Origin of the sequence: Grimontia indica (assembly GCF_000333895.2) — a bacterium.
Taxonomy (GTDB): Bacteria; Pseudomonadota; Gammaproteobacteria; order Enterobacterales; family Vibrionaceae; genus Enterovibrio; species Enterovibrio indicus.
The window spans coordinates 178,480-201,664 of sequence record NZ_ANFM02000027.1 but is presented as its reverse complement, the minus strand read 5'-3'; the positions used below and the strand labels follow the sequence as shown (position 1 = coordinate 201,664).

General features: G+C 47.3%; 22 protein-coding genes and 1 pseudogene. 9 read left to right on the top strand and 14 right to left on the bottom strand.

All coding sequences use genetic code 11. The features are described from left to right. The first annotated feature begins 556 nt into the window (after positions 1–556). Complete coding sequence (locus D515_RS15970; protein ID WP_002540036.1) at positions 557–1,456, top strand: substrate-binding periplasmic protein; 900 nt, start codon at positions 557–559, stop codon at positions 1,454–1,456. 43 nt (positions 1,457–1,499) lie between these two features. On the opposite strand, the gene D515_RS15965 is transcribed toward D515_RS15970, so the two are convergent. After that, positions 1,500–2,807 (bottom strand): glycoside hydrolase family 18 protein, encoded by a 1,308-nt coding sequence (locus tag D515_RS15965; protein WP_002540035.1) that lies wholly within the window; start codon positions 2,805–2,807, stop codon positions 1,500–1,502. 394 nt (positions 2,808–3,201) lie between these two features. Here D515_RS15965 and D515_RS15960 point away from each other — a divergent pair, with 394 nt between their 5' ends. The 3 genes from D515_RS15960 (at position 3,202) to D515_RS15950 (ending at position 6,842) form a co-directional block, all read left to right on the top strand. Beyond that, positions 3,202–3,705, top strand: a complete 504-nt coding sequence (locus D515_RS15960) for a hypothetical protein (RefSeq protein WP_002540034.1) — start codon at positions 3,202–3,204, stop codon at positions 3,703–3,705. Positions 3,706–3,828: 123 nt separating this feature from the next. Continuing rightward, positions 3,829–4,683, top strand: coding sequence for a lipase family protein (locus D515_RS15955; protein WP_039850200.1), 855 nt, complete (start codon positions 3,829–3,831; stop codon positions 4,681–4,683). Between the two features lie 482 nt (positions 4,684–5,165). Then, positions 5,166–6,842 carry a YncE family protein gene (locus tag D515_RS15950; protein ID WP_002540032.1) on the top strand — a complete coding sequence of 559 codons (1,677 nt, stop codon included), beginning with the start codon at positions 5,166–5,168 and terminating at the stop codon, positions 6,840–6,842. Positions 6,843–6,906: 64 nt separating this feature from the next. Here D515_RS15950 and D515_RS15945 read toward each other — a convergent pair whose 3' ends face one another. Together D515_RS15945 and D515_RS15940 are read right to left on the bottom strand one after the other, a co-directional pair. Next, on the bottom strand, positions 6,907–7,359 hold the full coding sequence (locus D515_RS15945; RefSeq protein WP_002540031.1) for a YaiI/YqxD family protein: 453 nt from the start codon (positions 7,357–7,359) through the stop codon (positions 6,907–6,909). Between the two features lie 62 nt (positions 7,360–7,421). Then, complete coding sequence (locus D515_RS15940; RefSeq protein ID WP_002540030.1) at positions 7,422–7,754, bottom strand: c-type cytochrome; 333 nt, start codon at positions 7,752–7,754, stop codon at positions 7,422–7,424. Between the two features lie 404 nt (positions 7,755–8,158). Between D515_RS15940 and D515_RS15935 the strand changes: the two genes are divergently transcribed. Next, positions 8,159–9,979 (top strand): PhoX family protein, encoded by a 1,821-nt coding sequence (locus D515_RS15935; RefSeq protein WP_192815516.1) that lies wholly within the window; start codon positions 8,159–8,161, stop codon positions 9,977–9,979. Positions 9,980–10,352: 373 nt separating this feature from the next. Then, positions 10,353–11,288: a hypothetical protein gene (locus D515_RS15930; RefSeq protein ID WP_002540028.1), complete on the top strand. Its 936-nt coding sequence runs from the start codon at positions 10,353–10,355 to the stop codon at positions 11,286–11,288. 44 nt (positions 11,289–11,332) lie between these two features. Here D515_RS15930 and D515_RS15925 read toward each other — a convergent pair whose 3' ends face one another. The 7 genes and pseudogenes from D515_RS15925 to D515_RS26450 all read right to left on the bottom strand — a co-directional run. Then, positions 11,333–11,794, bottom strand: coding sequence for an Mpo1 family 2-hydroxy fatty acid dioxygenase (locus D515_RS15925; protein WP_002540027.1), 462 nt, complete (start codon positions 11,792–11,794; stop codon positions 11,333–11,335). Between the two features lie 10 nt (positions 11,795–11,804). Beyond that, entirely contained in the window at positions 11,805–12,248 is a 444-nt protein-coding gene (locus D515_RS15920; protein ID WP_039850199.1) for a GNAT family N-acetyltransferase, read from the bottom strand. Beyond that, positions 12,245–12,853 (bottom strand): LysE family translocator, encoded by a 609-nt coding sequence (locus D515_RS15915; RefSeq protein ID WP_002540025.1) that lies wholly within the window; start codon positions 12,851–12,853, stop codon positions 12,245–12,247. Before D515_RS15915 ends, D515_RS15920 begins: the two co-directional genes overlap by 4 nt. 89 nt (positions 12,854–12,942) lie before the next feature. Next, positions 12,943–13,251, bottom strand: a complete 309-nt coding sequence (locus tag D515_RS15910; protein ID WP_002540024.1) for a DUF2834 domain-containing protein — start codon at positions 13,249–13,251, stop codon at positions 12,943–12,945. A gap of 2 nt (positions 13,252–13,253) precedes the next feature. Beyond that, positions 13,254–13,790 carry a GNAT family N-acetyltransferase gene (locus D515_RS15905; RefSeq protein WP_002540023.1) on the bottom strand — a complete coding sequence of 179 codons (537 nt, stop codon included), beginning with the start codon at positions 13,788–13,790 and terminating at the stop codon, positions 13,254–13,256. A gap of 16 nt (positions 13,791–13,806) precedes the next feature. Continuing rightward, a complete protein-coding gene (locus D515_RS15900) occupies positions 13,807–14,565 on the bottom strand; it encodes a class I SAM-dependent DNA methyltransferase (protein ID WP_002540022.1) in 759 nt (252 codons plus the stop codon). Positions 14,566–14,642: 77 nt separating this feature from the next. After that, positions 14,643–14,746: pseudogene (locus D515_RS26450) on the bottom strand (VOC family protein); the annotation flags it as partial. A 641-nt stretch (positions 14,747–15,387) separates the two neighbouring features. Between D515_RS26450 and katG the strand changes: the two are divergent. The 3 genes from katG (at position 15,388) to D515_RS15885 (ending at position 21,516) form a co-directional block, all read left to right on the top strand. Next, the gene (katG, locus tag D515_RS15895; protein ID WP_002540021.1) at positions 15,388–17,598 is read left to right on the top strand and encodes a catalase/peroxidase HPI; all 2,211 of its coding nucleotides are present in this window, start codon (positions 15,388–15,390) and stop codon (positions 17,596–17,598) included. Between the two features lie 253 nt (positions 17,599–17,851). Further along, positions 17,852–18,466 carry an S-(hydroxymethyl)glutathione synthase gene (gene gfa / locus D515_RS15890; protein ID WP_002540020.1) on the top strand — a complete coding sequence of 205 codons (615 nt, stop codon included), beginning with the start codon at positions 17,852–17,854 and terminating at the stop codon, positions 18,464–18,466. 521 nt (positions 18,467–18,987) lie between these two features. Further along, entirely contained in the window at positions 18,988–21,516 is a 2,529-nt protein-coding gene (locus tag D515_RS15885) for a hypothetical protein (protein ID WP_002540019.1), read from the top strand. A gap of 78 nt (positions 21,517–21,594) precedes the next feature. Here the strand turns inward: D515_RS15885 and D515_RS15880 are convergent, their stop codons facing one another. From D515_RS15880 to D515_RS15865, 4 genes are all read right to left on the bottom strand, one after another. Next, entirely contained in the window at positions 21,595–22,017 is a 423-nt protein-coding gene (locus D515_RS15880; RefSeq protein ID WP_002540018.1) for a hypothetical protein, read from the bottom strand. Positions 22,018–22,136: 119 nt separating this feature from the next. Further along, positions 22,137–22,427: a YciI family protein gene (locus tag D515_RS15875; protein ID WP_002540017.1), complete on the bottom strand. Its 291-nt coding sequence runs from the start codon at positions 22,425–22,427 to the stop codon at positions 22,137–22,139. Further along, complete coding sequence (locus D515_RS15870; RefSeq protein ID WP_039850198.1) at positions 22,424–22,747, bottom strand: antibiotic biosynthesis monooxygenase family protein; 324 nt, start codon at positions 22,745–22,747, stop codon at positions 22,424–22,426. The genes D515_RS15875 and D515_RS15870 overlap by 4 nt, the downstream gene beginning before the upstream one ends. Further along, a complete protein-coding gene (locus D515_RS15865; RefSeq protein ID WP_002540015.1) occupies positions 22,744–23,079 on the bottom strand; it encodes an NIPSNAP family protein in 336 nt (111 codons plus the stop codon). The genes D515_RS15870 and D515_RS15865 overlap by 4 nt, the downstream gene beginning before the upstream one ends. Positions 23,080–23,185 lie beyond the last annotated feature (106 nt).

Below are 23,185 nucleotides of genomic sequence, written 5' to 3'. Positions count from 1 at the left end.
ACAGCAAGTTAGAACTGAAAGTGTAAAGAAAACCTTACAAGCATAAAATTGATTTTCTGCTGAGAAATAAGCGTATTTTTGGAAAAGACTCTCCAAGAAATTAATGCAACTCACTAAGTTGCATTGTTAAAGTGATGCGCAGCCCAGCATTTAACAAACCTGTCGGAAGGGTTGGACACAGGGTGATCGGCAGGACTATAGTCAGCGCATACAAACAAAAACAAAGATATCTTTGCTTGCTGAAAAGACAAAACCCCGCTTTGCGGGGTTTTGTCTTTTATATACCCAAACAACCTGAAGATGCAGGATTCAGTGAGCTTGACTGGCGTTGTGATCGCGGCGTTCCTTTGTAGGTGTAGTCGTCTACATCAAAAAGGAATAACAAAGAGCACGGCGTCAGTCAACTCGCCGAAAGGGAGGGCCTCAATGCGCCCACTTCTTCGTTAAATCCCACGGAAATAGAACCACCATTCCTCGTAAAATTTGCCTCGAATTGAACATATTGATGACCTCTGAATGCGAGCATCTTCAGGTCATTTTGGTATACGTTTAAGAAATGAAAGCTCGCGGTATCCCACCGATTTCAAATGATTTTCCGCTCAGCGTATATACTTATCTCATGAGTAAGAATAAGGCCTTTGAGACGGACATGCGCAAACTTTTAACCGCACTATTTTTGACAGCCGTTACCATGATTACAACAGAAGTGGCCGCGCAAAATTCTGATACCAATCATTTTACGATTGGCGTTCAGGACTTCGAAGATTACTCGCCTTACTCCCGCTATCAGCAACAGAATTATCAGGGTTTTAACCGAGAACTTTTTGATGCTTTTGCCCGCGAATATAACTACTACTTTGACTATCAGGCGTTACCTCTGAAAAGGCTTTATTCTGCATTTCTACGTGGTGACGTCGATTTGAAGTACCCAGATAATCCTAACTGGAGCGCTTCATTGAAAGAGGGACACGACATCCTCTACAGCGATCCCGTGGTTTCTTTTGTCGATGGTGTCGTCACACTGGACCAAGCTCAAGAGAATACGACTGGAACGCTGACGCGCTTAGGCCTGATTTCCGGCTTCACGCCATGGCCTTTTATCGAAAAGGTGAAAGCCAAAGAGATCACCTTATTTGAAGTCAAGGAAATGGAATCTTTGATAAGGTTGTTGGCTTCAAACCGTATAGATGGCATCTACACCAATGTGGCGGCACTCAACATCAAACTGAAAGACTTAGGGGAGCAGGCGCCACCGATGAAGCTCAACAAGCATCATCCTTATCTGAGTGGTACCCGTCACCTTTCAAGCATCAAACGGCCTGATATCGTTATTCAATTCAATCTTTTCCTAGAATCACACCAAGAACTGATAGCTCAACTCAAGGCTCAACACGGTATCCAAGAGGCGGAAGAAATACTTGGATCTGATGACCTTAATAAATCGCCAAAAAAATAGACCCGGCTTAATGCCGGGTCTAACAGCAAAGCTCTTACCTAAGTTATTTCTTTGCTGTCTTGCTTTGCAGTACTTGATGCATAACTGACGTTAGCTCGTTGTCTGGGTCACCAGAAAGCTCCCAAGTGAAGACACCAGCCAAACCTTGCTGCTTCGCCCACTCTGCTTTCGCTTTTACCGAACGTGCATCTTCAAAAGAAATAAAGACTTTCTTCTCAGGGTTCCAGAGGTAAGGTGCATGCGAGGCTTCATCATAGCCATACTGGTAGCCTTCAGACTTGGTGTAATTCTGTTTCAAATCCCAGTACATGAAGTAACCTGGTTCACCCGTACCAAAACTCGCACCTTTTTCTGATGCTAAATCAGAAGTCGGCAGGCTACCGTCAAATTGAGAGCCCTCCCAGCCACGACCATAGAATGCCGCACCCAGAACCAGCTTTTCTTTTGGAATGCCCAACTCGATCATTTGATTGATAAAGACATCGGCGCCCATTCCCCACCAGCTACGATCAGTGGCATGCAGGTTTGTCAGGTGGCCTGTTTGCGGCCCCCAGCCCCCCAGGAAGTCATACGTCATCGCAAACATATTGGTCAGTTTAGGTGCCGCAGACTCCCAATCGATTTGTGCCGCTTTCGGGCCGACACCCACAGCGGTAGACAGTTCGTATTCACGACCCGTTTCCGCCGTTAACGTATCCAGCTCATCACGAAGCAAGGTCACCAGCGTGGTAAAAGCATCACGTTCCAGCGCTTTCACATCATCAGACAGTTTTGTATCAGGGTTCCAAGGAGAGGTTGTCAAACCGCCGCCACCTGGGTACTCCCAGTCAAGATCGATGCCGTCGAAAAAGTCATATTCGGCAATGAGAGCCACAGCCGATTTAGCAAATTGTTTGATGGCCGCTTCGTCTTTTGCCATTGCATGGAAGGGTTCTGACATGGTCCACCCACCAAAAGAAGGCAAGATTTTCAGATCAGGATGAGTCTTTTTCAGTTCAGCAAGCTGGGCAAAATGTCCTTTGTATGGCACATCGACAGACACATCACCAAAGTCCACTTCCATTGCTGCTTCTTGATCAACGACGATCGCGGAAAACGGAGCCTTACCTTCACAGGCCTTAGCCACTTGTTGCTGAACAAGTTCTGATGCGCCATTGTGAGGGCCACACATGCTCAGAAAAGCGTAAATAATGTGGGTCAACTGGTCGGCAGGAATATCTTTAACCGTGTAAGGATTATCTGCATTGGCGTACTGCCAGTCTGCAAAATAGCCACCCACAACGTGATTTTCCGCAAGCGCTGGTGTTGCCAAACAGGCACTGAGCGCTGCACCTGCTAAGATCTTTTTCATACCATCTCCTTGTAAGGCACGTTCAAAATACCGAAGCTCTTCAGTCACTTGATGGCGTCGGCATAAGTGGCTAATTATTAGTCGAACTGGCCTTTCAAAACTGATGTATGCGTACCGAACAGGGCGTTCATAACAGTTAGGTTACAAAGTTTGCGAGTGTCTTGTTTTTTGGCGATAAAACGGGTCTTACGGTCTACATAAACTTGCACCACAGCGCACAGTTTTTCAAACGCTTAAATCAAGGTGTGAGCCGCATTCAGCCTAAACAGATTCCGTTTTGGAGGCTGAGAGAGTATGCTGCCGCTAGTTTATTGAAAACCCGCTTATTATTGTGCTTTAACTGATGTCTAGAATGGTACTGGTTAAAGACGTAGATAGTTACAAGGAAAACGCTTTGAGCAATAAACTCATCAGTATCGATTTGTTTTTTGTTATCGAGAAACTCTTGCCGGGCAAGCGCTCTATCGAACTCTTCAGAAACAATAAAAAGCACTTACCCGTGACCACATTGTCGTTGGAGCACTGCGACTCAGCATCCGCGCTGCAATTAGCGCTCTATAAGTATTGTAAAAACTATGCCGCTTTCTCACAGGGTCAACCGCTGGCTGACGAATACGCCATCGACGGGAAAGACGAGCAAATTGAACCTGCAACCGCCATCGTGGCCGCATTTATCCGCGGTGCCTATTGGTGGGTAGAGCATTACCATGAAATCTACCGAAACGATTGGAGCGAGGACCAAAAAGCGCGCTGGCTGAGAGATTTCAAACTGCTTGTTCAGGCCATTATCGGCATTGGGAATATCACCAAAGCAGAATGGTTGATCAACAATCACAGTGCGATAAAAGCGTTGACGTACAACACGCATATCTCGCCGTTCCTGCAACATTACGACTAAAATTGAAGCTGCCTAGTGCAGCTTCTTTGTTCTTCCCTTCTTTTCCCCGTCTTTTTCCTGTCTTCGATTCGTCATTTTTCATCTCTAAACTGATGAACTTTAGGGTTGCGATTGATCACACGGGTGAAAAGACTAAAACGCTATCAATATGAGCGCTATGCGATCCTGTGTCGTGATGCCTACCCCAAGCATTTTGACCATGTCCAATACGGCTTTTCAAAAAACGGTCGCAGAGATATTCAAAACCGTTGGGGGAAAACCATTATTCGCGTGTTGTGGCGTGAAGACGGTGATGCTGTCATTGTCTTCAAAGGTTCCCAAAGCGTATGGGATTGGTTGTTAAACCTGATTGTCCTTCCAAGCAAAGTTGACGCGCCAAACCATGCTGGCCATGTGCACTGGGGATTCCAGTTTTTGTTGCGCCAACCCAGCCTTCCTGCCCGTTATGTGACGAATAAAGACTACTCCAGACTTTCCCCCAGCCAACAAACTGAATTCAGCCACTCAGAAGACACCAATCGTCTCATTGGTCAAAGTGTTATGGCAAAACTGGAGTCTTGTGCTGAAAGCTTAATAGCTCAAGGGAAAAAGCTGTCGCTGACCGGTCATTCATCCGGCGGCAGCATGGCCATTATTGCGGGAGAGATTCTTGAGCAAAAATACCCAGGTTCCATTAAGCGAATTGTGACCTTTGGGCAGCCGGCAACGGGCTTCTGGACTTTCAAGCAACGATACAGACTAAAAAGCCGTACCTATCGTATCTGCTGCGATGTCGACATCGTGACGTTTTTGCCCGGCATTCCTTTAATGTTCTGGCATGTTGGCGAATTGCTCTGGCTACACAATGACAAGATTTACCACAACATGCCGTCTCTGGTTCGCATCATCAGAGTCTTAACCAGTTGGCTCTTACGTCCTATTGCTTACCATTTTATGGACAAGTACATTCGCCGGAAAGATTACTTCGACAAGCATTAGAGATGCCTTAAATATCACCAATTCCCAAACTCTCAGCGCTCTCATGAAATTTTTCCGTTCGAGAAATCTGTATCTATTCTGAGTCATGATTAATTGAAGGAAGTTCTAGAAAGTCCCGACTGCGTTTTAAACACCCCATTCCTTACTCATACTTTGCCTTCAAATTATTACATTCATTTCTCATCTTCTAATTAGCGTTCTTTCCAGACCAACGCTCGCAAAAGGTGTAAGGATCTCCTGAAAAAATATCAAAAAACACCCCATCTCATAAACGAGAAAGACGTATTCAAAATATCCGAATAGGCTCTACCCAACATCACCCCTCAGTGGATTGCATGAAGCGATGGCTTCGGTGATAGGGCCAAACCCTTCCAAAGAAATAAAGTGGGCAGAGACCCAGTTTCGGAAGCGTTAGCGAAAAGGCTCATTGAGCGTGGTGGATACGCTAACCAGAAATATATGGACGATAGGTATCTTTCATCATGAAAAAAACACTGATTTCAATGGCAGTAATCGCTGGCGCACTGACTTCCGCTCAAGTCGCCGCAAACTGTGCGGGTAATGTCTACTCGATGAACGCAGGGCGTAACCATGTCGGCGTACTTTTGGACGTTCAAGAATTGGACAAAATGACAGGTGTCTACAGCACTGACGCGCCTAACCACTCTTCATATCATTCACGTGCAATGTTCAGTGGCTCTGCCATGTCGTATGACCGTGTGACTGATCGCCTCTACTATGCCAGTGCGCCACAACCAACAGATTTTTATCTCGACGTTCCTGAAAGCGACTTCACACCTGAAGAATATGCAGCACTGGATCTTCATGCGCAAAGAATCAAGCCTTATCAGCTGGCCTATATGGATCCTGAAACCGGTGAACACGTCGCGGGCCCAACCGTTAAAAAGCAAATCATGCGCATGGCTTTCCACCCTGACACGGGTGAGCTGTATGCTTCAGATGCTACATCTATCTTCAAAGTAAATGCAGCAACGGGTGAAATCACCAACATTGGCACTTTTGATAGCAGCCTTCGTTTTGGTGGTTACTCAAGCTGGGGCTCATTTGTGTTCTATGAAGGTGAACTGCTGTTCGTTACCAATGGCCGTACATTCTCCATTGACACAACGACGGGCGCTCAAACCCTGAAAGCATTCCACTTTATTGATTTCATTGCTGCAGCAACGCTGGATCAGAATGGTCAAATGCTGGTCGCAGCTAAAAATCAGAACGTTTCTGGTAACGTGAACAGTAATACGCTGTACCGCATCAAACCTTCAACGGGTGAAAAAGTAAAAGTCGGTCTATTCCCAAGCCGTATCAGCGCAATGGGCACCGTGACTTCTGAAGATCACACCTGTTATCCGAAAACCATTTTCCCAAGCGATCTGCAGCCTGAAGTACAAGGAATCACGCTTGCTTCGTCTTCAGTCAGCGAAGGCTCTACCGCTTACTTCACTGTGAACTTTGACAAAGCCACCGGAGATGCGAATACCAAACTCCGCGTCGCACTGAAAAATGGTACTGCAGTATTGAACAGCGACTATCGCAACACCGTTGCGCTGCTGTTCTCTGACGGCTCAACGGGTTCAGCGACTATCTCTTCCACATTGACTGAAATTACCCTGCCAAAAGGTGTAGATTCGATTCGTATTGGCGTATCGACTATCAATGACTCTACTCACGAAAACAGTGAGTACTTCACATTGCAAGCGTGGGTGAAAGACGATAAGAGCGATGCAGACTCTGCGAATGTGACTATTGTCGATAACGATCCAGATGTAGATACCCTACTTCGCAATGCGGCAAACAGCAGTGGCGTTGCGTGGCATGGCAGCCGAGGCGGAAACTGGGGCACCAAAGATCAATGGATCCGTGGTGTTCACGCTAACATCAGCGGAACTATTCCTCCGGGCACAACCCTTGAGTTTTACCGAACTGGTACGCACCTGCGTAGCATTTCTATCAATAACGGTGGTCAATACTACGAGCAGCACTCTAACCATGAGCGCTATTACTACTCTGGTGATATTGCCTGGGCGCGCCTGAAAGGATCAAATGGCCGTTACTACAACATTCGTACCGGTCACCGTGCGCAACTGCACTGGAACAAGAATGTGGATTGTTCAAACGGTTGTTGGTCACGTATCTACAACTAATCGAAGTACAAAATGACAAAGGAGCGATTTATCGCTCCTTTTCTTATTCATTTTTTCCCTTGGATTAACGCTTCGCACGCTGCAAAAACTTATCCAACTCATTGGCGAATTTCTGTCTTTCCTGCTGACTCATGGTTGCAGGGCCTCCGGTTTGAATACCGCTTGAGCGCAGCGTATCCATAAAGTCGCGCATGTTCAGTCGTTGGCGGATATTCTCCGGCGTATACAACTCGCCACGGGGATTCAACGCGACGGCCGATTTCTCAATCACTTCTGAGGCCAAGGGAATGTCTGCGGTGATGACCAAATCACCTTTTTCAACACGTCTAACGATCTCATTATCTGCCACATCAAACCCTTTCTCTACCTGAAGGCTTCGAATATAGCGGGATGGTGGCGTTCTCAAAGATTGGTTAGCCACCAACACACATTCGGTTTGAGTGCGGTCTGCAGCACGAAAAAGGACCTCTTTGATCACGGTCGGGCAAGCGTCCGCATCAACCCAGATTGTCGGCATGTCAGTTTCCTGTTTTATATTTTGCCAGAACAATATCAGCGAGTAAGGTAGGTCGCAATGGCTTACTGAGGCTTTCCACGCTCCTGGCTCGCGTAAAAAGCAGCGATGTCTTTCATGTCCTGGTCGCTCAATACCGACATTTGTTGACGCATCATATTACCCATTGCGCCAGTACGTTCCCCTGCCTGATAAGACTTCATCACATTGTATAGATAAAGCGCATTCTGGCCGTTGATGTGTGGATAGTCTTTCTTTGGCGTATAACCCGTTTCACCGTGGCAGAACTGACAGGTATAAGCCTTTTGTTTTCCTGCAACAGGATCACCTTCTCCTTCGATTGCCATCACATGGGTTGATAACAGGACGGCACCCAGCGTTCCCAAGATTCTCAGCATCGTTTTTTCCTCTTCTTTTCGTCAGGCTAAAGATGCCGAACTTCAAAGAAAGGGACTTTGTGTCTGATCAATTCTGCCGTATCGCCGACTGTGATTTGCGCAAGAATTCACACTTGCACTAAAAATAAGTGAAATCAGACTCATATAAAAATGCCCAAATCTTATTTATCAGTGCATGGTTCTCGATACTGACATTTACATTTCATTGAGAGTTCACGAACTTTTAACAATCGAATTCCAGAATTCGGTTCCGGTAGATAGCCAAACGCATACAAAACTTGCGTTTGGGAAAATCACACGATTAATTATTAAAATCATCTGGAAAGGAAGTCATCGTGAGCAAACATATTGACCAACGCCAACTGGACAGCGAGCCAGAGTTCAACCGTTTTATCGATGCGGCGATGAATCGTCGTAATTTCCTTCGCGCAGCCGGTGCAGCAGGCTCTGTGGCTTTCTTCGCGGCAAGCCCGGTTGCAAAAGCAGTTGCTGGTTCAATGGACAAGAGCAAGCTGATGGGCTTTGAAGCCATTCCTGCTTCTACTGCTGATACGGTTGTTGTTCCAGACGGCTATATCGCTGAAACAATGATCTCATGGGGTGATGCTCTGTTCCCTAACTCTCCAAAATTCAGCCAGTCTAACGATTCAAAAGCACAGGAAATGCAGTACGGTGATAACACCGACGGCATGACCTTCTTCCCGCTGTCGGACGACCGCGCGGTATTGGTTGCGAACAACGAATACACCAACAACGAGTACCTTTACACCCATCAGGGCAAAAATATCTCTGCCGATGATGTGCGTAAATCTCAGGCGGCACACGGTGTTTCTATCATCGAACTGGTGAAGAAAGACGGGAAATGGATGCCAAATGTTGAAGGTCGCTTAAACCGTAAGGTAACCGCATACACCCCAATGGAAATGACGGGGCCTGCACGCGGTAACGACTTGCTGAAAACCGCAGCAGACCCAGAAGGAGGTGAAACCATTCTGGGTACTTACAACAACTGTGCAAACGGCCAAACGCCTTGGGGCACTTATCTGGCATGTGAAGAGAACTTCAACGGTTACTTCGCGGCTTCTGAAGAAGTGGATCTGGGCCCAACCTATAAGCGCTATGGCGTGAAAGACAAAGATTGGGGCTACGACTGGTGGAAACATGACGAGCGTTTCGACGTAGCAAAAACACCAAACGAACCACACCGTTTTGGTTGGGTCGTCGAAATCGACCCAATGGATCCAAACTCTAAGCCGAAAAAACGCTCTGCACTGGGTCGTTTCAAACACGAAAACGCTGCACTGACTATCAACAAAGACGGTCACGTTGTGGTTTACCTCGGTGATGACGAGCGTGGCGAACACCTCTACAAGTTCGTTTCAAAGAACAAGTACAAACCGGGCACTCACGCTTCAAACCGTGATCTGCTGGAAGAAGGCACACTCTACGTCGCGAAGTTCGACGGTAAAGAGGGCGAACTGAAGGGTAAAGGTGAATGGGTTGAACTGACCTTTGGTAAGAATGGCCTGACACCAGAAAACGGCTTCAAGAGCCAAGCCGAAGTGATGATTTTCGCCCGAGAAGCAGCAACGCAAGTTGGCGCAACCACCATGGACCGTCCTGAGTGGGTTGCTGTTCACCCAGACAACAAGCATGTGTTCTGCACCCTGACCAACAACAAATACCGTGGTGTTCGTGAGAACCAGCCTTTGAACGTGGCTAACCCTCGTGAGAAAAATCCGTATGGCCACATCATTCGCTGGGAACCACAAGGTGGTGACCACACGGCGACTGATTTCAAATGGGATATCTTTGTGATGGCAGGCAACCCAGAAGTTCAGGAAGGCTTGATGGCAGGTACGCCAAACATCAACAAAGACAACATGTTCAACAGCCCAGATGGCATTGGTTTTGATGGCGCTGGCCGTTTGTGGATCCAGACTGACGGTAAGTACTCTAACGAAGGCAACTTCGCTGGCATGGGTAACAACCAGATGTTGTGTGCAGACACCAAAACTGGCGAAATCCGTCGATTCCTGACAGGTCCTATCGCTTGTGAAATCACAGGTCTAGCGTTCTCACCTGACTACAAAACCATGTTTGTAGGCATCCAGCACCCAGGTGAAGATCTGGCACCCTCTCACTTCCCTGATGGCGGTGACTCTGTTCCACGCTCAACCGTGATGCGGATTACCCGAAAAGACGGCGGTGTTATCGGCGCATAATCTGCCTCGAACATGCCCAACTGAAAACGGCTCCTGAAGGAGCCGTTTTTCTATTCACGGTATTTCAAAAAGTCCTTCGGCGGCCTCCCTCTCATAGGAGAAAGATGTATCGTGAACAAACATTAGCTGTAAATAATTTAGTGTTTAATTTCACAACATTACGTCCTCTAAATAAGAATCATGTTTCAGTGCGGCGAGTAACAAACCTATTCATTGATTTACAACAGTAAAAGGTAATATTCGATGGTAGGGTGCGTTCCTAGACATTTTTACAACTCGCTATCCAGAAGTTTTGACTGCAGTTGTCGCATGTCAGTCTGTTCCAAGAATAAAAATCTAATTGTAAAAACCTAAAGGACATAGGAGCCGGGAAATGAAAAAGACACTGCTATCATCACTCGTATTAGCAGCCAGCACTTTTAGCATGTCAGCTGCATCAGCAGAGTGTGATGGTAACCTCTACACCATTAACGCAGGCCGAGGTGATGTAGGTGTGCTTGTTAACGTTCACGAAGGTCTTGCTCGCAGCATTACGCGCCAACAATTCCACACGGAAGCCGTTAATCTCGCTGAGATTAATTCTCGCGCGCTATTCAGTGCTTCCGCGATGGCTTACGATGCAGCAAATAACCGCATTTATTACGCAAGCACACCAACACCTGATGAGTACTACATTGATGGTGTTGATAACGGCGAATTTACAGAACAGGAGATTTCTGATCTCCCATTCCTGCACAAAACGCATAAGCCGTATCAACTAGCTTATTTTGATGTCGCCTCGCAAACCCACCACGTGGTTGCTTCAACGAATTTCCAGATTTGGCGAATGACATTTGACCCAGAAACGGGAGCACTTTACGGTTCGGATATCCGCAGACTGTTTACCATCAACACTACCACTGGCGAACAAACAATCATTGGTCATCTGGATTTGAATATTCGTCTTGGTGGCTATGCGAACTGGGGTGATTTGATCTTTAAAGACGGCGAACTGCTGTTTGTTACCAATACGCGCGTCTTTAACGTGAGCACTGAAGATGCTTCAGCAACCGTGAAATTCTTCCACTATATTGATGAAATCACAGCGGCTACGCTTGATCAGAACGGTGAAATCTTGGTTGCGGCGATGAACAACAACGTGACGGGTCATCAGAACAGTACCAATCTTTGGGTTCTGGATTCGACCACTAATGACCAGAACTTTGGTAGTCAATCACATGCTGGTTTGGTACCAATGCGTATTGATGCGATGACACGAGTAACGGCAGAAACCGATACCTGTTACGCGCCGATGTTCCTGCCTAACTAAGCCTAGGAATTTAAGAGAAAAGCCAACCTTTCGGTTGGCTTTTTTTATGTCTCACTGTGCGGCGTCAGTGGTAAAAAGAAGTGAAATACCCACGCTGGGCCAATCAAAAGGAACTGCACATCTTTAAAGAAAGAGGGCTTTTTACCTTCGATATGGTGCCCGACGAACTGCAAAACCCATAACACCACAAACATCACAACAGAAATCAGGAAGATATCAAATCCAGCGCTATCCAATTCCACCAGCACCATGGTGCAAAACGCGGAGAATATCGCCATCACCACAAAGGCTTTGAAAGAAAGCGTAAGGTAGAAGAGCAATACCAACGCCAGCACAATAAAGTATGGGGCAATCGCCGCTCCAAAAATGGAAAACGAGGGGATCAGCCAAAGCAGCCCCGCGACAGAAAAGAAAATGCCCGGCACAGCCACTTTGTGAATTTTCTGATTGGTTGGGTTCTGGTGGCTTTCACCGTACTCCTCAAACCATTCTTCCAAGCTTTTCATCCATGATTCCTTATGATTTGGCCCTTCTTTCCATATAAACAAAGTGCTCATCTTCATTCACGTACTTGAAGCCAAAACGTTGATACAGAGCAGAAACCCGGTTTCCTTGCAGATAACTGAGTTTGACGGGCAAGCCTTCGCTGTCGGCTTTATCCAAACATGCGTGCAGGATAGAGGAGCCAATACCTTTGCCCTGACACTCAGGCCAGACGAAAAAACGGCGAAAGTAATAATGATTATCGTACTTCTGAAGCAAGAAGCTACCGATACGCTCACCATCAAGCTCAATCACCTGAGGCGTCGCGTCTTCCCATTCTTCTTGATGAATACGCCGTTGCACATCGTCGTCCCAACCAAATACCGCTTCAACCACTTCCCCTTCTGCCTGCTTTTTTACTTCCAGCAGAAACTCGTAGTCTTCGATGGTTGCCAACCGGTGCGTTATTGTCTTCATATCGCTTTGAAAATTTCCAAAATCACGGGGACGACGGACAATACCAATAACGCCGCCATAAAGTAATTAAATGCTTTACGACGGGCTGGAGATGACAGAACCCGTTTCAATGCCGACCCGAACAATAACCAAATCCCTACGCTGGGAAATGACACCACAAAGAAGGTCGCGGCAATAGTCAAATTTTGGCTGTAATACCCAGCGCCTAAAGTAGTGAAAGCGGCAATCGCTCCCGTTGCAACCACCCATGCTTTGGCGTTCACCCATTGGAACAGTGCGCCTTTCATGAACGTCAGTGGTTTGGCTTCCGTGTCGCTTTCCGCTACTTCACCAGAGCGGGCAATCAAGAAAGCAAGATAGAGAAGATAAGCCGTACCAACACATTTAATGATGAAGTGGAGCTCAGGAAACTGCTGGAAAATTTGCCCAAATCCGACGCCTACCAGAAACAGCATCAGCGCGAAACCAAAGCAAATCCCACACATCAGCGGCAGGCTTTTCTTTACGCCAAAATTAGCACCGGAGGACATTAAAAGAAGATTGTTTGGGCCTGGTGTAGCAGAGGCAGAAATCGCGAAAAGTGTTACTGCAATCAGGTAATCCATATCAGCTGTTATCCCTAAGCGTTGGCGTCTCGATAAAGACAACCTTGTGTCTCGCCAAGGGATTTTCAAGTGCTACAGACTGTTTTGAATCATTTTTGGTCGCTTTCTTTGAGGAATAGATAGAAAGGCAGCCCAAAAGCCACGCCGATCGTCAATGTACCTGCAATCGCCCAACCGCGAAGTCTTACGTTGTTATCCTTGCCATCGACCACGATGAAAACAATAAGCGCCACAGCCGCGATAACGACATCCAACCAAGCCATTATGCTGATAGGGTTTGCCATCACATCTGCAAGAAGCTGAGAAACATTTAGGCCATTCTCCACCAGCCAAACTCCAAAAGCGGCATAGGGCAACAGTGCCCCAAGAACGGCAAGAATGAAGTAGATGATCGCCAAGATTATTCTCCTTTTCTGCTAAGTCCATAGATCGCATGGTCTACCACGCGACCGTTAAGATTTTCATTTCGGGTGATAATTCCTTCAAGCACAAAGCCAAGGCGTTCAGCCAGTTTTCGACTTGGCCGATTCTCCGTTGCCGCTGCGATTTGTACTTTTTCCATTTCCAACTCTTGGAAAGCGATATCTATCAAAGCCTGAACACAGCGCGAAGCAATGCCTTTTCCCTGAAAAGATTCACTCAGCCAATAACCGATCTCGACTTTCTTGAGCTCATGGTTAATAGAGTTGAAACTGATATTGCCCACAACCTCACCACAATAGACCATGGCGCAGGTCAGAGATTTACCTTCCGCATAGTCATGAAGCGAGCGCTTTACGAAGCTCTCAAAGAATGCCTCTCCATTGGCGTGAGGAGGCCAGGCCAACCATTGGGATAAATACTCTCGCTCTCGGCACACGATTTCGTAGAAGTTTTTAGCAAAAGAGGGCTGAACTAACGCTATAGAGAGGTCATCCGAGATTTGACGCGTAAACATAGGTATTTACCTCTTCTTAGGGTCTGTTGACCTTCTTAGCAACACAGATCAGCGAGTTCGAGTTCTCTGACCATTTAGATCTTCGCCAGTCAGCATAGCGCTTGTCGACAATAAAACCTGCCTCGGTGAGACATAGCTCAATGGTTTCTATTGAACGATATTTCAGGTCAATGCTTGTTTCTTTGACGCTACCATCGGCATAGATGCGTCGGGACAGTGAATACAATACTTTGTTTTCTTTATCATATCTTGCCGCACGCCTAAAACATTGGACTTGTTCACCTTTCACATCAAGGTAGCTGGGGCAAGCTTTAAAATCATCGTCCAAAGCTAGATTTTGAGGTGTCGGCAGGCGGGTATCAAAGATAAATACCCCTTCAGGGTTTAAGTGCGCTGCGATGTTCGACAGTAACCTTGCAAAGTCCTTATCGTTTGCAAAGGCTTGAAAGGCGTTGCCCGTCATAATCACGACATCAAACCGTGACTGCAGTGAAAAAGTGACTGCATTATGTTCTAAAAACCTGACAGCAAGCGTTGGACTGGCTTTCTGCTTGGCGCGCTTCAGCATATCAGGAGAAAGATCGACACCCACTACGTGTTCGAGTTTTTCTGCCAATGGAATGGTCACGATTCCGGTTCCGCAGCAGATATCAAGCAGGCTCTTTGCTTGCTTCTCCTCTATCACCTGTTCAATGAGAGCAATGTCATCTTCATAGAGATGGGCATATTGTTGGTCGTAGTCTTCTCCAGACCAGAATTCAGAGAGATCCTGCACACTACTTCCTTGTTTTATCGAGAGAAACAAGGAGTTTACCCTGTCCACATAACCCCGCAGAGATCAACATAAGAAGTTTAGAGATAGCTCGAAACCTCAATCAGGTTTCCTGCGGGATCCCTAAAATACACAGATGAAACCGCCCCACAGCGCCTATTCTTTGCACCGGGCCTTTCAATACGCAAGTTTATGAATACACTCTGTAATCATCTATTTTCCAATATTCTTATATTCACCACTAAGCAATTAAATGCATAAAATTATGAAATACAGAAATTAAAGATGAGAAAAGAATTAATTTATCATTAGAATACAACAAAGGACTTTCAATTTATTATCTCTCACAATTCACGCATCCCATTATTTATTAGTCACTTATTAAACCATACTAAATTCAATAGAACTCCCTATTCGCTTTTACCAATCATAGCCATCGATTATTTCCCTTTTATCGATTGTGGTTTCTATTCCTATAATCCAAGCGTGACGAACATTTGGACAAAAACAATTAACGAATAATTATATTCGTTTAGGTAAGCTATAACTTTCCTCGCACTCACAGCATGTTAGCCATTCATCGTAACGCGCATATTGCAGGAGTTTCTTTGTGCTTACCTGTCTAAAAATTTAAGAAAAAGCTAATGGAAACGATCAAAACCGATTAAGGAATCAATTCACAAACAAAAAAACATGTATTTCTAAAAATTAGTATTATTCAAAATTTCTGATGAACCTACCAAACGAAACACTCATTAACACCAAAGGTTAATGAGTATTTAACAAAAAAGAAAAAGCAGTTGGCACGACTCAAAGGAGGCAATTATGTTTAAACGTACGCTACTCTCCATTGCATTATCTGGAGCTTTACTCTCTTCCCCTGTTATGGCCCAAGGCGAGCCAAAATCTAATCAGTTTTGGTGGCCTGATCAGCTCAATCTAGCTCCACTAAGAGATCATGGTCTGGAATCCAATCCTTATGGCGAAAGCTTTGACTATGCATCTGCATTCGCGCAGCTCGACCTCAATCAAGTTAAGAAGGATATTTCAGAGGTCTTAACGACGTCTCAGCCCTGGTGGCCGGCAGATTATGGACACTACGGGCCTTTCTTCATTCGTATGGCGTGGCACGCAGCAGGAACTTATCGTGTTCATGACGGACGCGGCGGTGCAGGCGGTGGTCAACAACGCTTCGACCCACTCAACAGCTGGCCAGATAACGGCAATCTCGACAAAGCTCGTCGCCTACTTTGGCCGGTGAAGCAAAAGTACGGTGCGGCACTTTCCTGGGCTGATTTGATGGCACTCACCGGCAATGTAGCCCTTGAGTCAATGGGTTTTAAAACCTTCGGATTCGCTGGTGGACGTGAAGATGACTGGGAACCGGATCTGGTTTATTGGGGCCCCGAAGAAGAAATGCTGGCGGATGAACGCCGCGACGAAAACGGCAATCTGCAAGAAGGACTCGCCGCGGTTCAAATGGGTCTGATTTACGTTAATCCGGAAGGCCCCGGCGGTAACCCGGACCCACTTGCAGCAGCCAAAGATATCCGTCACTCATTCGGCCGCATGGCGATGAATGATGAAGAAATCGTGGCGCTAATAGCTGGCGGCCACACTTTCGGTAAGGCACATGGTGCGCACAAACCAGAAGAGTGCTTGGGCGATGCACCTGCTGCTGCACCTGTCGAAGACCAAGGCTTTGGTTGGAAAAACAAGTGTGGCGATGGTAACGGTAAAGACACCATTACCAGCGGACTGGAAGGCGCATGGACTGTCACCCCAACACAATGGACCACCAACTTTCTGGATAACCTGTTTAATTTCAATTGGGTACTTACTGAAAGCCCTGCAGGCGCGAAGCAATGGGTTCCTGACAGCGAAAGCGCCAAACTTCTTGTGCCTGATGCGCACGATCCAACCAAGCGCCATGCCCCCATCATGTTCACCACTGATCTGGCACTCAAAGAAGATCCTCAGTTCCGTGCGATTGCAGAGCGTTTCCGCCAAAATCCGGAGGATTTTGAACTGGCCTTCGCAAAAGCCTGGTTCAAGCTAAACCACCGTGACCTTGGCCCTCGAGCACGCTATATCGGCGCTGAAATTCCAGAAGAGATTCTGGTGTGGCAAGACCCGGTTCCCGCTGTTGAGCACCCGTTGATCACTGACCAACAAGCTCAGGACATCAAGGCCGCCATTTGGGAAACAGGGCTCACTGTCCCTGAATTGGTAAGAGCCGCATGGGCCTCAGCTGCCAGTTATCGTGGCACCGACATGCGTGGCGGTGCAAACGGTGCTCGCGTGGCCCTTCAACCTCAGATCGACTGGGCGGTAAACAATCCTAAAGAACTACAGAAAACGCTGAAAGCACTAACCAAGGTTCAGAAAGCATTTAACAAAGACGCAGGTGATACCCAAGTGTCTCTGGCAGATGTGATTGTCCTTGGTGGCAACGCAGCCATTGAGAAAGCAGCCAAAGACGGCGGTTTCGATGTCTCTGTTTCGTTCAATCCAGGGCGAACAGACGCCAGTCAGGAAATGACTGATGCCGAATCGTTTGCTGTGCTTGAACCCACGGCCGATGCGTTCCGAAACTACTACGATGCTTCTCGCAACTACCGTTCTCCGGCAGAAATGCTGGTTGAACGAGCAGACCTGTTGACACTGACCGTACCTGAAATGACAGCACTGGTTGGTGGTATGCGTGCCATGAATGCCAACAGCGACGGTTCGACCAACGGCGTATTTACTGATAAACCCGGCACTTTGAATAATGCCTTCTTTGTGAATCTGCTGGATATGTCGAATGCGTGGGCACCTTCTGAAACGGAAGAAGGCATCTATGTAGGCTATGACCGTGCAACAGGAGACCAAAAATGGACGGCGACACCTGTCGATCTCATCTTTGGCTCAAATGCCGAATTGCGCTCCATTGCCGAGGTTTACGCCTCTAATGACGCTCAGCAAAAGTTTATTGATGACTTTGTTCTCGCTTGGACAAAAGTGATGAATAACGACCGATTTGATATCAACTAATCCATTAACGCACAAGCGTTTTCGCGCCATCTTTGATGGCGCTTTTTTTGTTTTCTGTTCACTGATAAGCCCCATATCACCTTCCACAACAGTCTTTTGCCATTCCAGCCGTACTCAACCCAATCCCGCCGCATTAGGCTTATACTGCCACTTCTTTGAGGTCATGAGATCTCAACGTTTGGCGGTCACACATCCCCAAGGTTTTTCCGTGGGCTGACCCATGTGGAAAGCAATAGAGCATGGAGGTTTAACCATGTGGAAGGTAATCAAGGATGCTATTGCTAAGGTGTTTCCTATGACAATTTCGATTCATCCCGCCGTCGACAAAGGCGTGCGAACAAACGAGGTCGCTGGCTTCTCTGGCGGTTCCTTAACATGTAACTGCAACAACGACCCTGTCGTGGTCAGCGTTTCTGCCCAAACTGCTCACAATCATGTCTGCGGCTGTTCTAAGTGCTGGAAACCAGAAGGAGCGACCTTCTCCCAGGTCGCTGTGGTGCCCAAAGACCATGTTTCGGTGGAACAGAACGCCGATAAACTCTCCATCATAGATGAAAGTGCTGCGATTCAACGCCACGCGTGCCGCGATTGCGGTGTGCACATGTATGGACGAATTGAAGATACCAATCATCCATTCTACGGCCTCGATTTTGTTCACACAGAATTGTCGAGCGAAGAGGGGTGGTCAGCACCGGAATTTGCGGCATTTGTGTCATCAATCATCGAATCAGGTACGCCGCCGAATCAAATGGAGGCGATTCGTGATCAACTCAAAACGCTGGGGTTAGAGCCCTATGATTGTCTCTCCCCACCTTTAATGGATGCCATCGCCACCCATATCCACAACCAGAGAAATCCAACTAACTGAAGGTAAAGCACTTAACGGCGATGGTAATTCGTCTGGGAAATATGCCCATTACCTCTAGGGGCTGTTGATCTTTGGTGACGATTTTTGCAGCAGTTTGTGGGGATTTTATGCAAGGCAGAGGCGTCGATGTGTAGCTGGCCTACATGAGAAGCCGATAACGCAGCAGAAATTCCCCACAAACGCTGCCCGAAGGGTTCGACTGCGCGTCCCGTACTCTAAGCGTTTTATGCTTTGTTGAGGTGTATTTAGGCGGCACACACCTCGCCGCGCCTAAAACGCTTATAGGTAGAACAAAATTCAACCACCAAAGGTCAACAGCCCCTAGGTTTTTGTCTCTTTCCTGAGTGTTTTTTTGCCGGCGAGTTGCCGGCATTTTTTACAGTTCCAGCAATAACCCTCCATCATTAGCCAATAGTAATAGCAAGTATTTACATACCAAAAATGTCGCCATTATTGGACATTTTAATGACCAAGCATATCGTAAAGTTGCACAAACAATGGATGAATAAGAGCTGCCAATTATGTGCAATTTACGTCAACGCTTCCCCAGAGCATGGAGCTTCTTCGCTACGCCTGTCCGCATGACGACAGACGCCTTCACACGTTTACTCCGCTTTCTCTACAACTGGCTGATAAGCCTGCTGGAAACAGGTGAACTGACCATTGAACTTGAATCTGTTGGTCTGACGCCTCAAGCAGCGAAAGCGCGCTGGCAAAGAGATCGTGAAGGCGTCATCGCCATGGCGCAGCGCAATCAGGTGAAGCTTGAAATGGCAATGAGGCTCAGAGATATCAACGGGAATCTCGTCCCTCCTTCAGATGAAAGGTATGACTTTCATGTGGTGATGGGAAAAGGCTACTTCCCCATCGTCGGTAACCTGCTAATCCCCACAGGCTCCGGCACCTTTCGCGGGCAAGGCAGTTATGTCAGGCGAAAAGCGCTATCCGGTGCATTACGGGATGTCACTACCCACCCCACGGCGCTGTGTCCTATTGGCGGGTCAAATAACGATGGGATCTACACCCAGTGCGGCTCCAGCCGTATCTTTGACTTTGCTGTAAGCGGCTGTCTGAAAGACCCTGGCGATGGCGGCAATGGCATTATGATTGGACATACGCCCCCCCAACCGAGTATCGCTGCCAGCTCTCAACCCAACTCCCCCAAATATTGGGCAGGTCAACCCAACCGCCTGCCACAAAAACGATTTGGATTGCCTCAGGTGTGGGAAGGAATCACCGATTTCACGCTGAATAACGGCGAAGGAGATACCGAAATCATCGTACCTGCACGCGGCACCTACACGGATTCAAAGGAAGTACTGCTGGACGACACCATTGATGTTCCCCTCGTGCGATGGGTGCGCGCCTACGATGCGAACGGCAAAGAGATTGTCCGCATTGCGAACATCGGCAAAAAGCTCGATGGCAAATACGTTGGGATCAAAGCCTCCGACAAACAAACCACCAGCAAACCGCATGAAGAAGGCGAAACGCGGGTGTATCACAAGCCAATTAAACGCTTGGACACAACCACCACCGTGGTGGTGCCGGGTGGGCTGCCCTCTAACACCAAAACCGTTGAAGTCTCTTTCTACAATTTGGAACCCCATTACACCCTGCTTTCTCAGATGACTCCGTATCTACCCGGCAACTATTCCACCACTGCCCGCGCTTCTTACAACGAGTTTATGAACATCGTCGTTGATGCTATGCCTTGGAACGGGTTTGTCGGTATTGATGGCGCGTACAACACCCATGTCAACCTGATGGCGCGTGAAAATGGGCTCGACGGGTGGTATTTCCCCGGTGGTTATGAAGACTACATGCACAACAGTTTCATCGGCTGTGCCGCGGTCAACAATGACGGTTGGGGCATCTATATGTCAGACCCTACTCTTGGCAGCAGAAACCCGACTGATGAAAACCGCTGGCCAACCCCGGATGGTCAGCTGGAGGTTCACCGTAAATGGACCTACATTGCCTCTTCGAACGATCTCGGTAACTTTGACTGCTACGGCAACAAAGGCGGAGCGTTATATATGGGGGCTTCTTCCAACTCGATGCAAACCGGCAGCGCCGAACACCATTTCGACAGCAACAATTACGACCCCTTCAATACGACCCAGTATGGTGACCGAGCGGACCGCAACCCTCTGCGTTGGACCAGCCTTATCGTATTCACTGCTGACGCGAGACAGAATGAACTGGTGATCACCAGTACACCGACAGATTCACGCCGGGTGACTTATTGTAAAGCGCGTTTATTTTGGGAGACGCCAAGGTCTAATAATCCAGACAGCAATATCTATAGTGGACTGAGTGGCAACCACTATACGCATCCAAGGTCGGATGATTTGGGTTCTTTAGTCAACGTTCGTCCCCCCTCTATCGCTCACCTACATATCACCCCTTATGACGAACATGAGCGGGCGGCTGGTGATCTGCAAGCGGAGAAAGGCGGTGCAGTGGAATTACAGGGGTTGTTTTCCGCGACCAGAACCGTGCTGTTCAGACCTTGGATCTACGAAATTTCACCACCGAAGAACCACCTCCCTCATGGTTGGAAAGTGGTGTTTTCTGCCAAAGACAAAAAGCTACCTGGCGCAGGGAAAGATGTTTCCTTATCTGCTGATTCAATTGGTATTGCAGGCCAGCATAAGTTGGACACTTTGTACTTCGGCACGTACGTACACAACTTCAAGGGGGTGTCTATCGAACCTGGAAAAGTCTTCACTATCTCTACCGACATACCGTTTCTGAGCGAAGATTTTGATGATATCGACATGAACCTGTTGTCGGTTTCGGCGAACTATCTGGTCGACGAAATCAAGAAGACATCAGGAACGCCAGCACCGAAACTGCCAACGTCCCTATTAGTCATGCCCGCCAGAATACGTTTGTGGAAAAATGCAGCTGGCGCGAAGAAGTTCTACGTGGAAATACCGCTGCTGAATACCGATGACGAAGCCGTCAGCTTTCCAGATACCACTGACCGTAAGCACTATTTCAAGATTAAAGTGGAGACCGCCACAGAAGACGATTCAGTCTAGCTGAGTCATCCATAATAGGGGAAAGATAAGAGGAAGGGAGAGCTTAGGCTCTCCCTTTCTCTTGCATTTGCGGATTGTTTAAGCCCACTTTACCGATTCAGGCAACGTTTGCTCCAGAGCGAAGATGTGACGAATCAATTGCGCTTCATGGGTTGCTTCGTGTTCAAGCAAATAAACCAATAACTCGTCGCGCTCTGGCGTCCAATGGCTAATGGTATTTACCACTTCATCGAACGCGTCTTGGGAAGATTTCAGTTTCTCGATCACATCGCCACGGCGTTCGGTCGACGCCAATGAACATTCAAAGCCTGCCCATTCACCTTTCAACAACGATTTCGTATAGCTCTCCCGTGCACCGACAATACACCACATATGCTCACCAACAGACTTATTCTTCGGTACATTCAAATGGGTGGTAAACAGCTCTGGGTTTAAGGTATCGACAATCTCATTCAAAGATTGAAAACGTTCGCGCAGGTTCTTTAATACAACGTCTCTCATGGTCTTCCTTGGGCTTTGAAACGAAAATCTGCACGAACCTTACCACATTAAAACACTGTATATTTAGACAGTTACCTCAAATCAGACTTTTGACCTTTAAATCGAATAGTTTCCACATTTCATATAATTACGTCTTCATCAAACGCTTTACCCCAAACTTTTAATTGGTAGCTACGAAACTCAGGTACGTAATAAGGGTCTTGTTCGATAATCGCCTTTGCACGAGCCAGACTTGCTACCTCCATGATCCAAAGACCACCCACATACGCGCCCCCCTCTTCATCTCTTAGCCCACCGCCAACCAGAATCTCTGATTGGTTGGCACGCAGAAAATCGAGATGTGCCTGACCATGCTGTTTACGGTGTTCAAGCATCTCTGGAGTATCAGTAAAAACCGCAACCACTCTCATCGTTCTTCTCCTTGCTGGGCATCCAGCCCGTAATCTCTCACCACGTTTGCAACGCGAATACGATAGTTTTTAAACAAGCTTTCTTTTCCTTTTTGCTGCGCCAGTTGATGACGAAGGTTATTCCGCCAATGAGCGATCGCTTCTTCACTTTCCCAGAAGGACAGCGACAACATATGTTCCTCATTAGTCAGACTCTGAAAGCGCTCTACTGAGATAAAGCCTTCCACCTCCATCAGTTCCTCACGAAGTACGGCAGCTATGTCAAGATACGTGCTTTTGTGCTCCGCATGGGGCTCCACTTCAAAGATAACGGCGATCATTTTGCTACCCTCGCTTCTTGCTTGTAGGTCGCGTCCACCACTCTTAGGAATGAGCGTTTTTCAGCTGCAATAAACTGCTCTTTGTTGGCGAAAAGAAAATTACGCTTCCCAGCCTCATCCGATCTAAGCCGCTCGCGGTAGCTTTCATACGACGCTAAATCTGGAAACGAAATCAGGCCATAGGCCACATCGTTAGTACCTTCATGGGGCATGAAATAGCCCAGTAAATCGCCTCCACACTCAGGAATAATCTTTCCCCAGTTCTTGGCATATTTTTCAAACTGACTTTGTTTGAACGGGTCGATACGGTATTCAATGAAACAGGTGATCATGGCGCCACGTCCTTATCCATATTGAGCGTTGGATAACAGCTTAAGCGTTGAAATCTCCCTATGCTTCGAGCGTCGTCGAAGTATTCCCTAGCCCCGACTGCTAACC

Bases quoted from the DNA above. Each gene is read 5' to 3' on its own strand.
- D515_RS15965 (WP_002540035.1), bottom strand. From the start codon at position 2,807: ATGAAAAAGATCTTAGCAGGTGCAGCGCTCAGTGCCTGTTTGGCAACA.
- D515_RS15920 (WP_039850199.1), bottom strand. From the start codon at position 12,248: ATGAAGACAATAACGCACCGGTTGGCAACCATCGAAGACTACGAGTTT.
- D515_RS15870 (WP_039850198.1), bottom strand. From the start codon at position 22,747: ATGATCGCCGTTATCTTTGAAGTGGAGCCCCATGCGGAGCACAAAAGC.
- D515_RS15950 (WP_002540032.1), top strand. From the start codon at position 5,166: ATGAAAAAAACACTGATTTCAATGGCAGTAATCGCTGGCGCACTGACT.
- D515_RS15930 (WP_002540028.1), top strand. From the start codon at position 10,353: ATGAAAAAGACACTGCTATCATCACTCGTATTAGCAGCCAGCACTTTT.
- D515_RS15935 (WP_192815516.1), top strand. From the start codon at position 8,159: ATGAATCGTCGTAATTTCCTTCGCGCAGCCGGTGCAGCAGGCTCTGTG.
- gfa (WP_002540020.1), top strand. From the start codon at position 17,852: ATGTGGAAGGTAATCAAGGATGCTATTGCTAAGGTGTTTCCTATGACA.
- D515_RS15915 (WP_002540025.1), bottom strand. From the start codon at position 12,853: ATGGATTACCTGATTGCAGTAACACTTTTCGCGATTTCTGCCTCTGCT.
- katG (WP_002540021.1), top strand. From the start codon at position 15,388: ATGTTTAAACGTACGCTACTCTCCATTGCATTATCTGGAGCTTTACTC.
- D515_RS15885 (WP_002540019.1), top strand. From the start codon at position 18,988: ATGTGCAATTTACGTCAACGCTTCCCCAGAGCATGGAGCTTCTTCGCT.
- D515_RS15905 (WP_002540023.1), bottom strand. From the start codon at position 13,790: ATGTTTACGCGTCAAATCTCGGATGACCTCTCTATAGCGTTAGTTCAG.
- D515_RS15970 (WP_002540036.1), top strand. From the start codon at position 557: ATGAAAGCTCGCGGTATCCCACCGATTTCAAATGATTTTCCGCTCAGC.
- D515_RS15945 (WP_002540031.1), bottom strand. From the start codon at position 7,359: ATGCCGACAATCTGGGTTGATGCGGACGCTTGCCCGACCGTGATCAAA.
- D515_RS15865 (WP_002540015.1), bottom strand. From the start codon at position 23,079: ATGATCACCTGTTTCATTGAATACCGTATCGACCCGTTCAAACAAAGT.
- D515_RS15875 (WP_002540017.1), bottom strand. From the start codon at position 22,427: ATGAGAGTGGTTGCGGTTTTTACTGATACTCCAGAGATGCTTGAACAC.
- D515_RS15925 (WP_002540027.1), bottom strand. From the start codon at position 11,794: ATGAAAAGCTTGGAAGAATGGTTTGAGGAGTACGGTGAAAGCCACCAG.
- D515_RS15880 (WP_002540018.1), bottom strand. From the start codon at position 22,017: ATGAGAGACGTTGTATTAAAGAACCTGCGCGAACGTTTTCAATCTTTG.
- D515_RS15940 (WP_002540030.1), bottom strand. From the start codon at position 7,754: ATGCTGAGAATCTTGGGAACGCTGGGTGCCGTCCTGTTATCAACCCAT.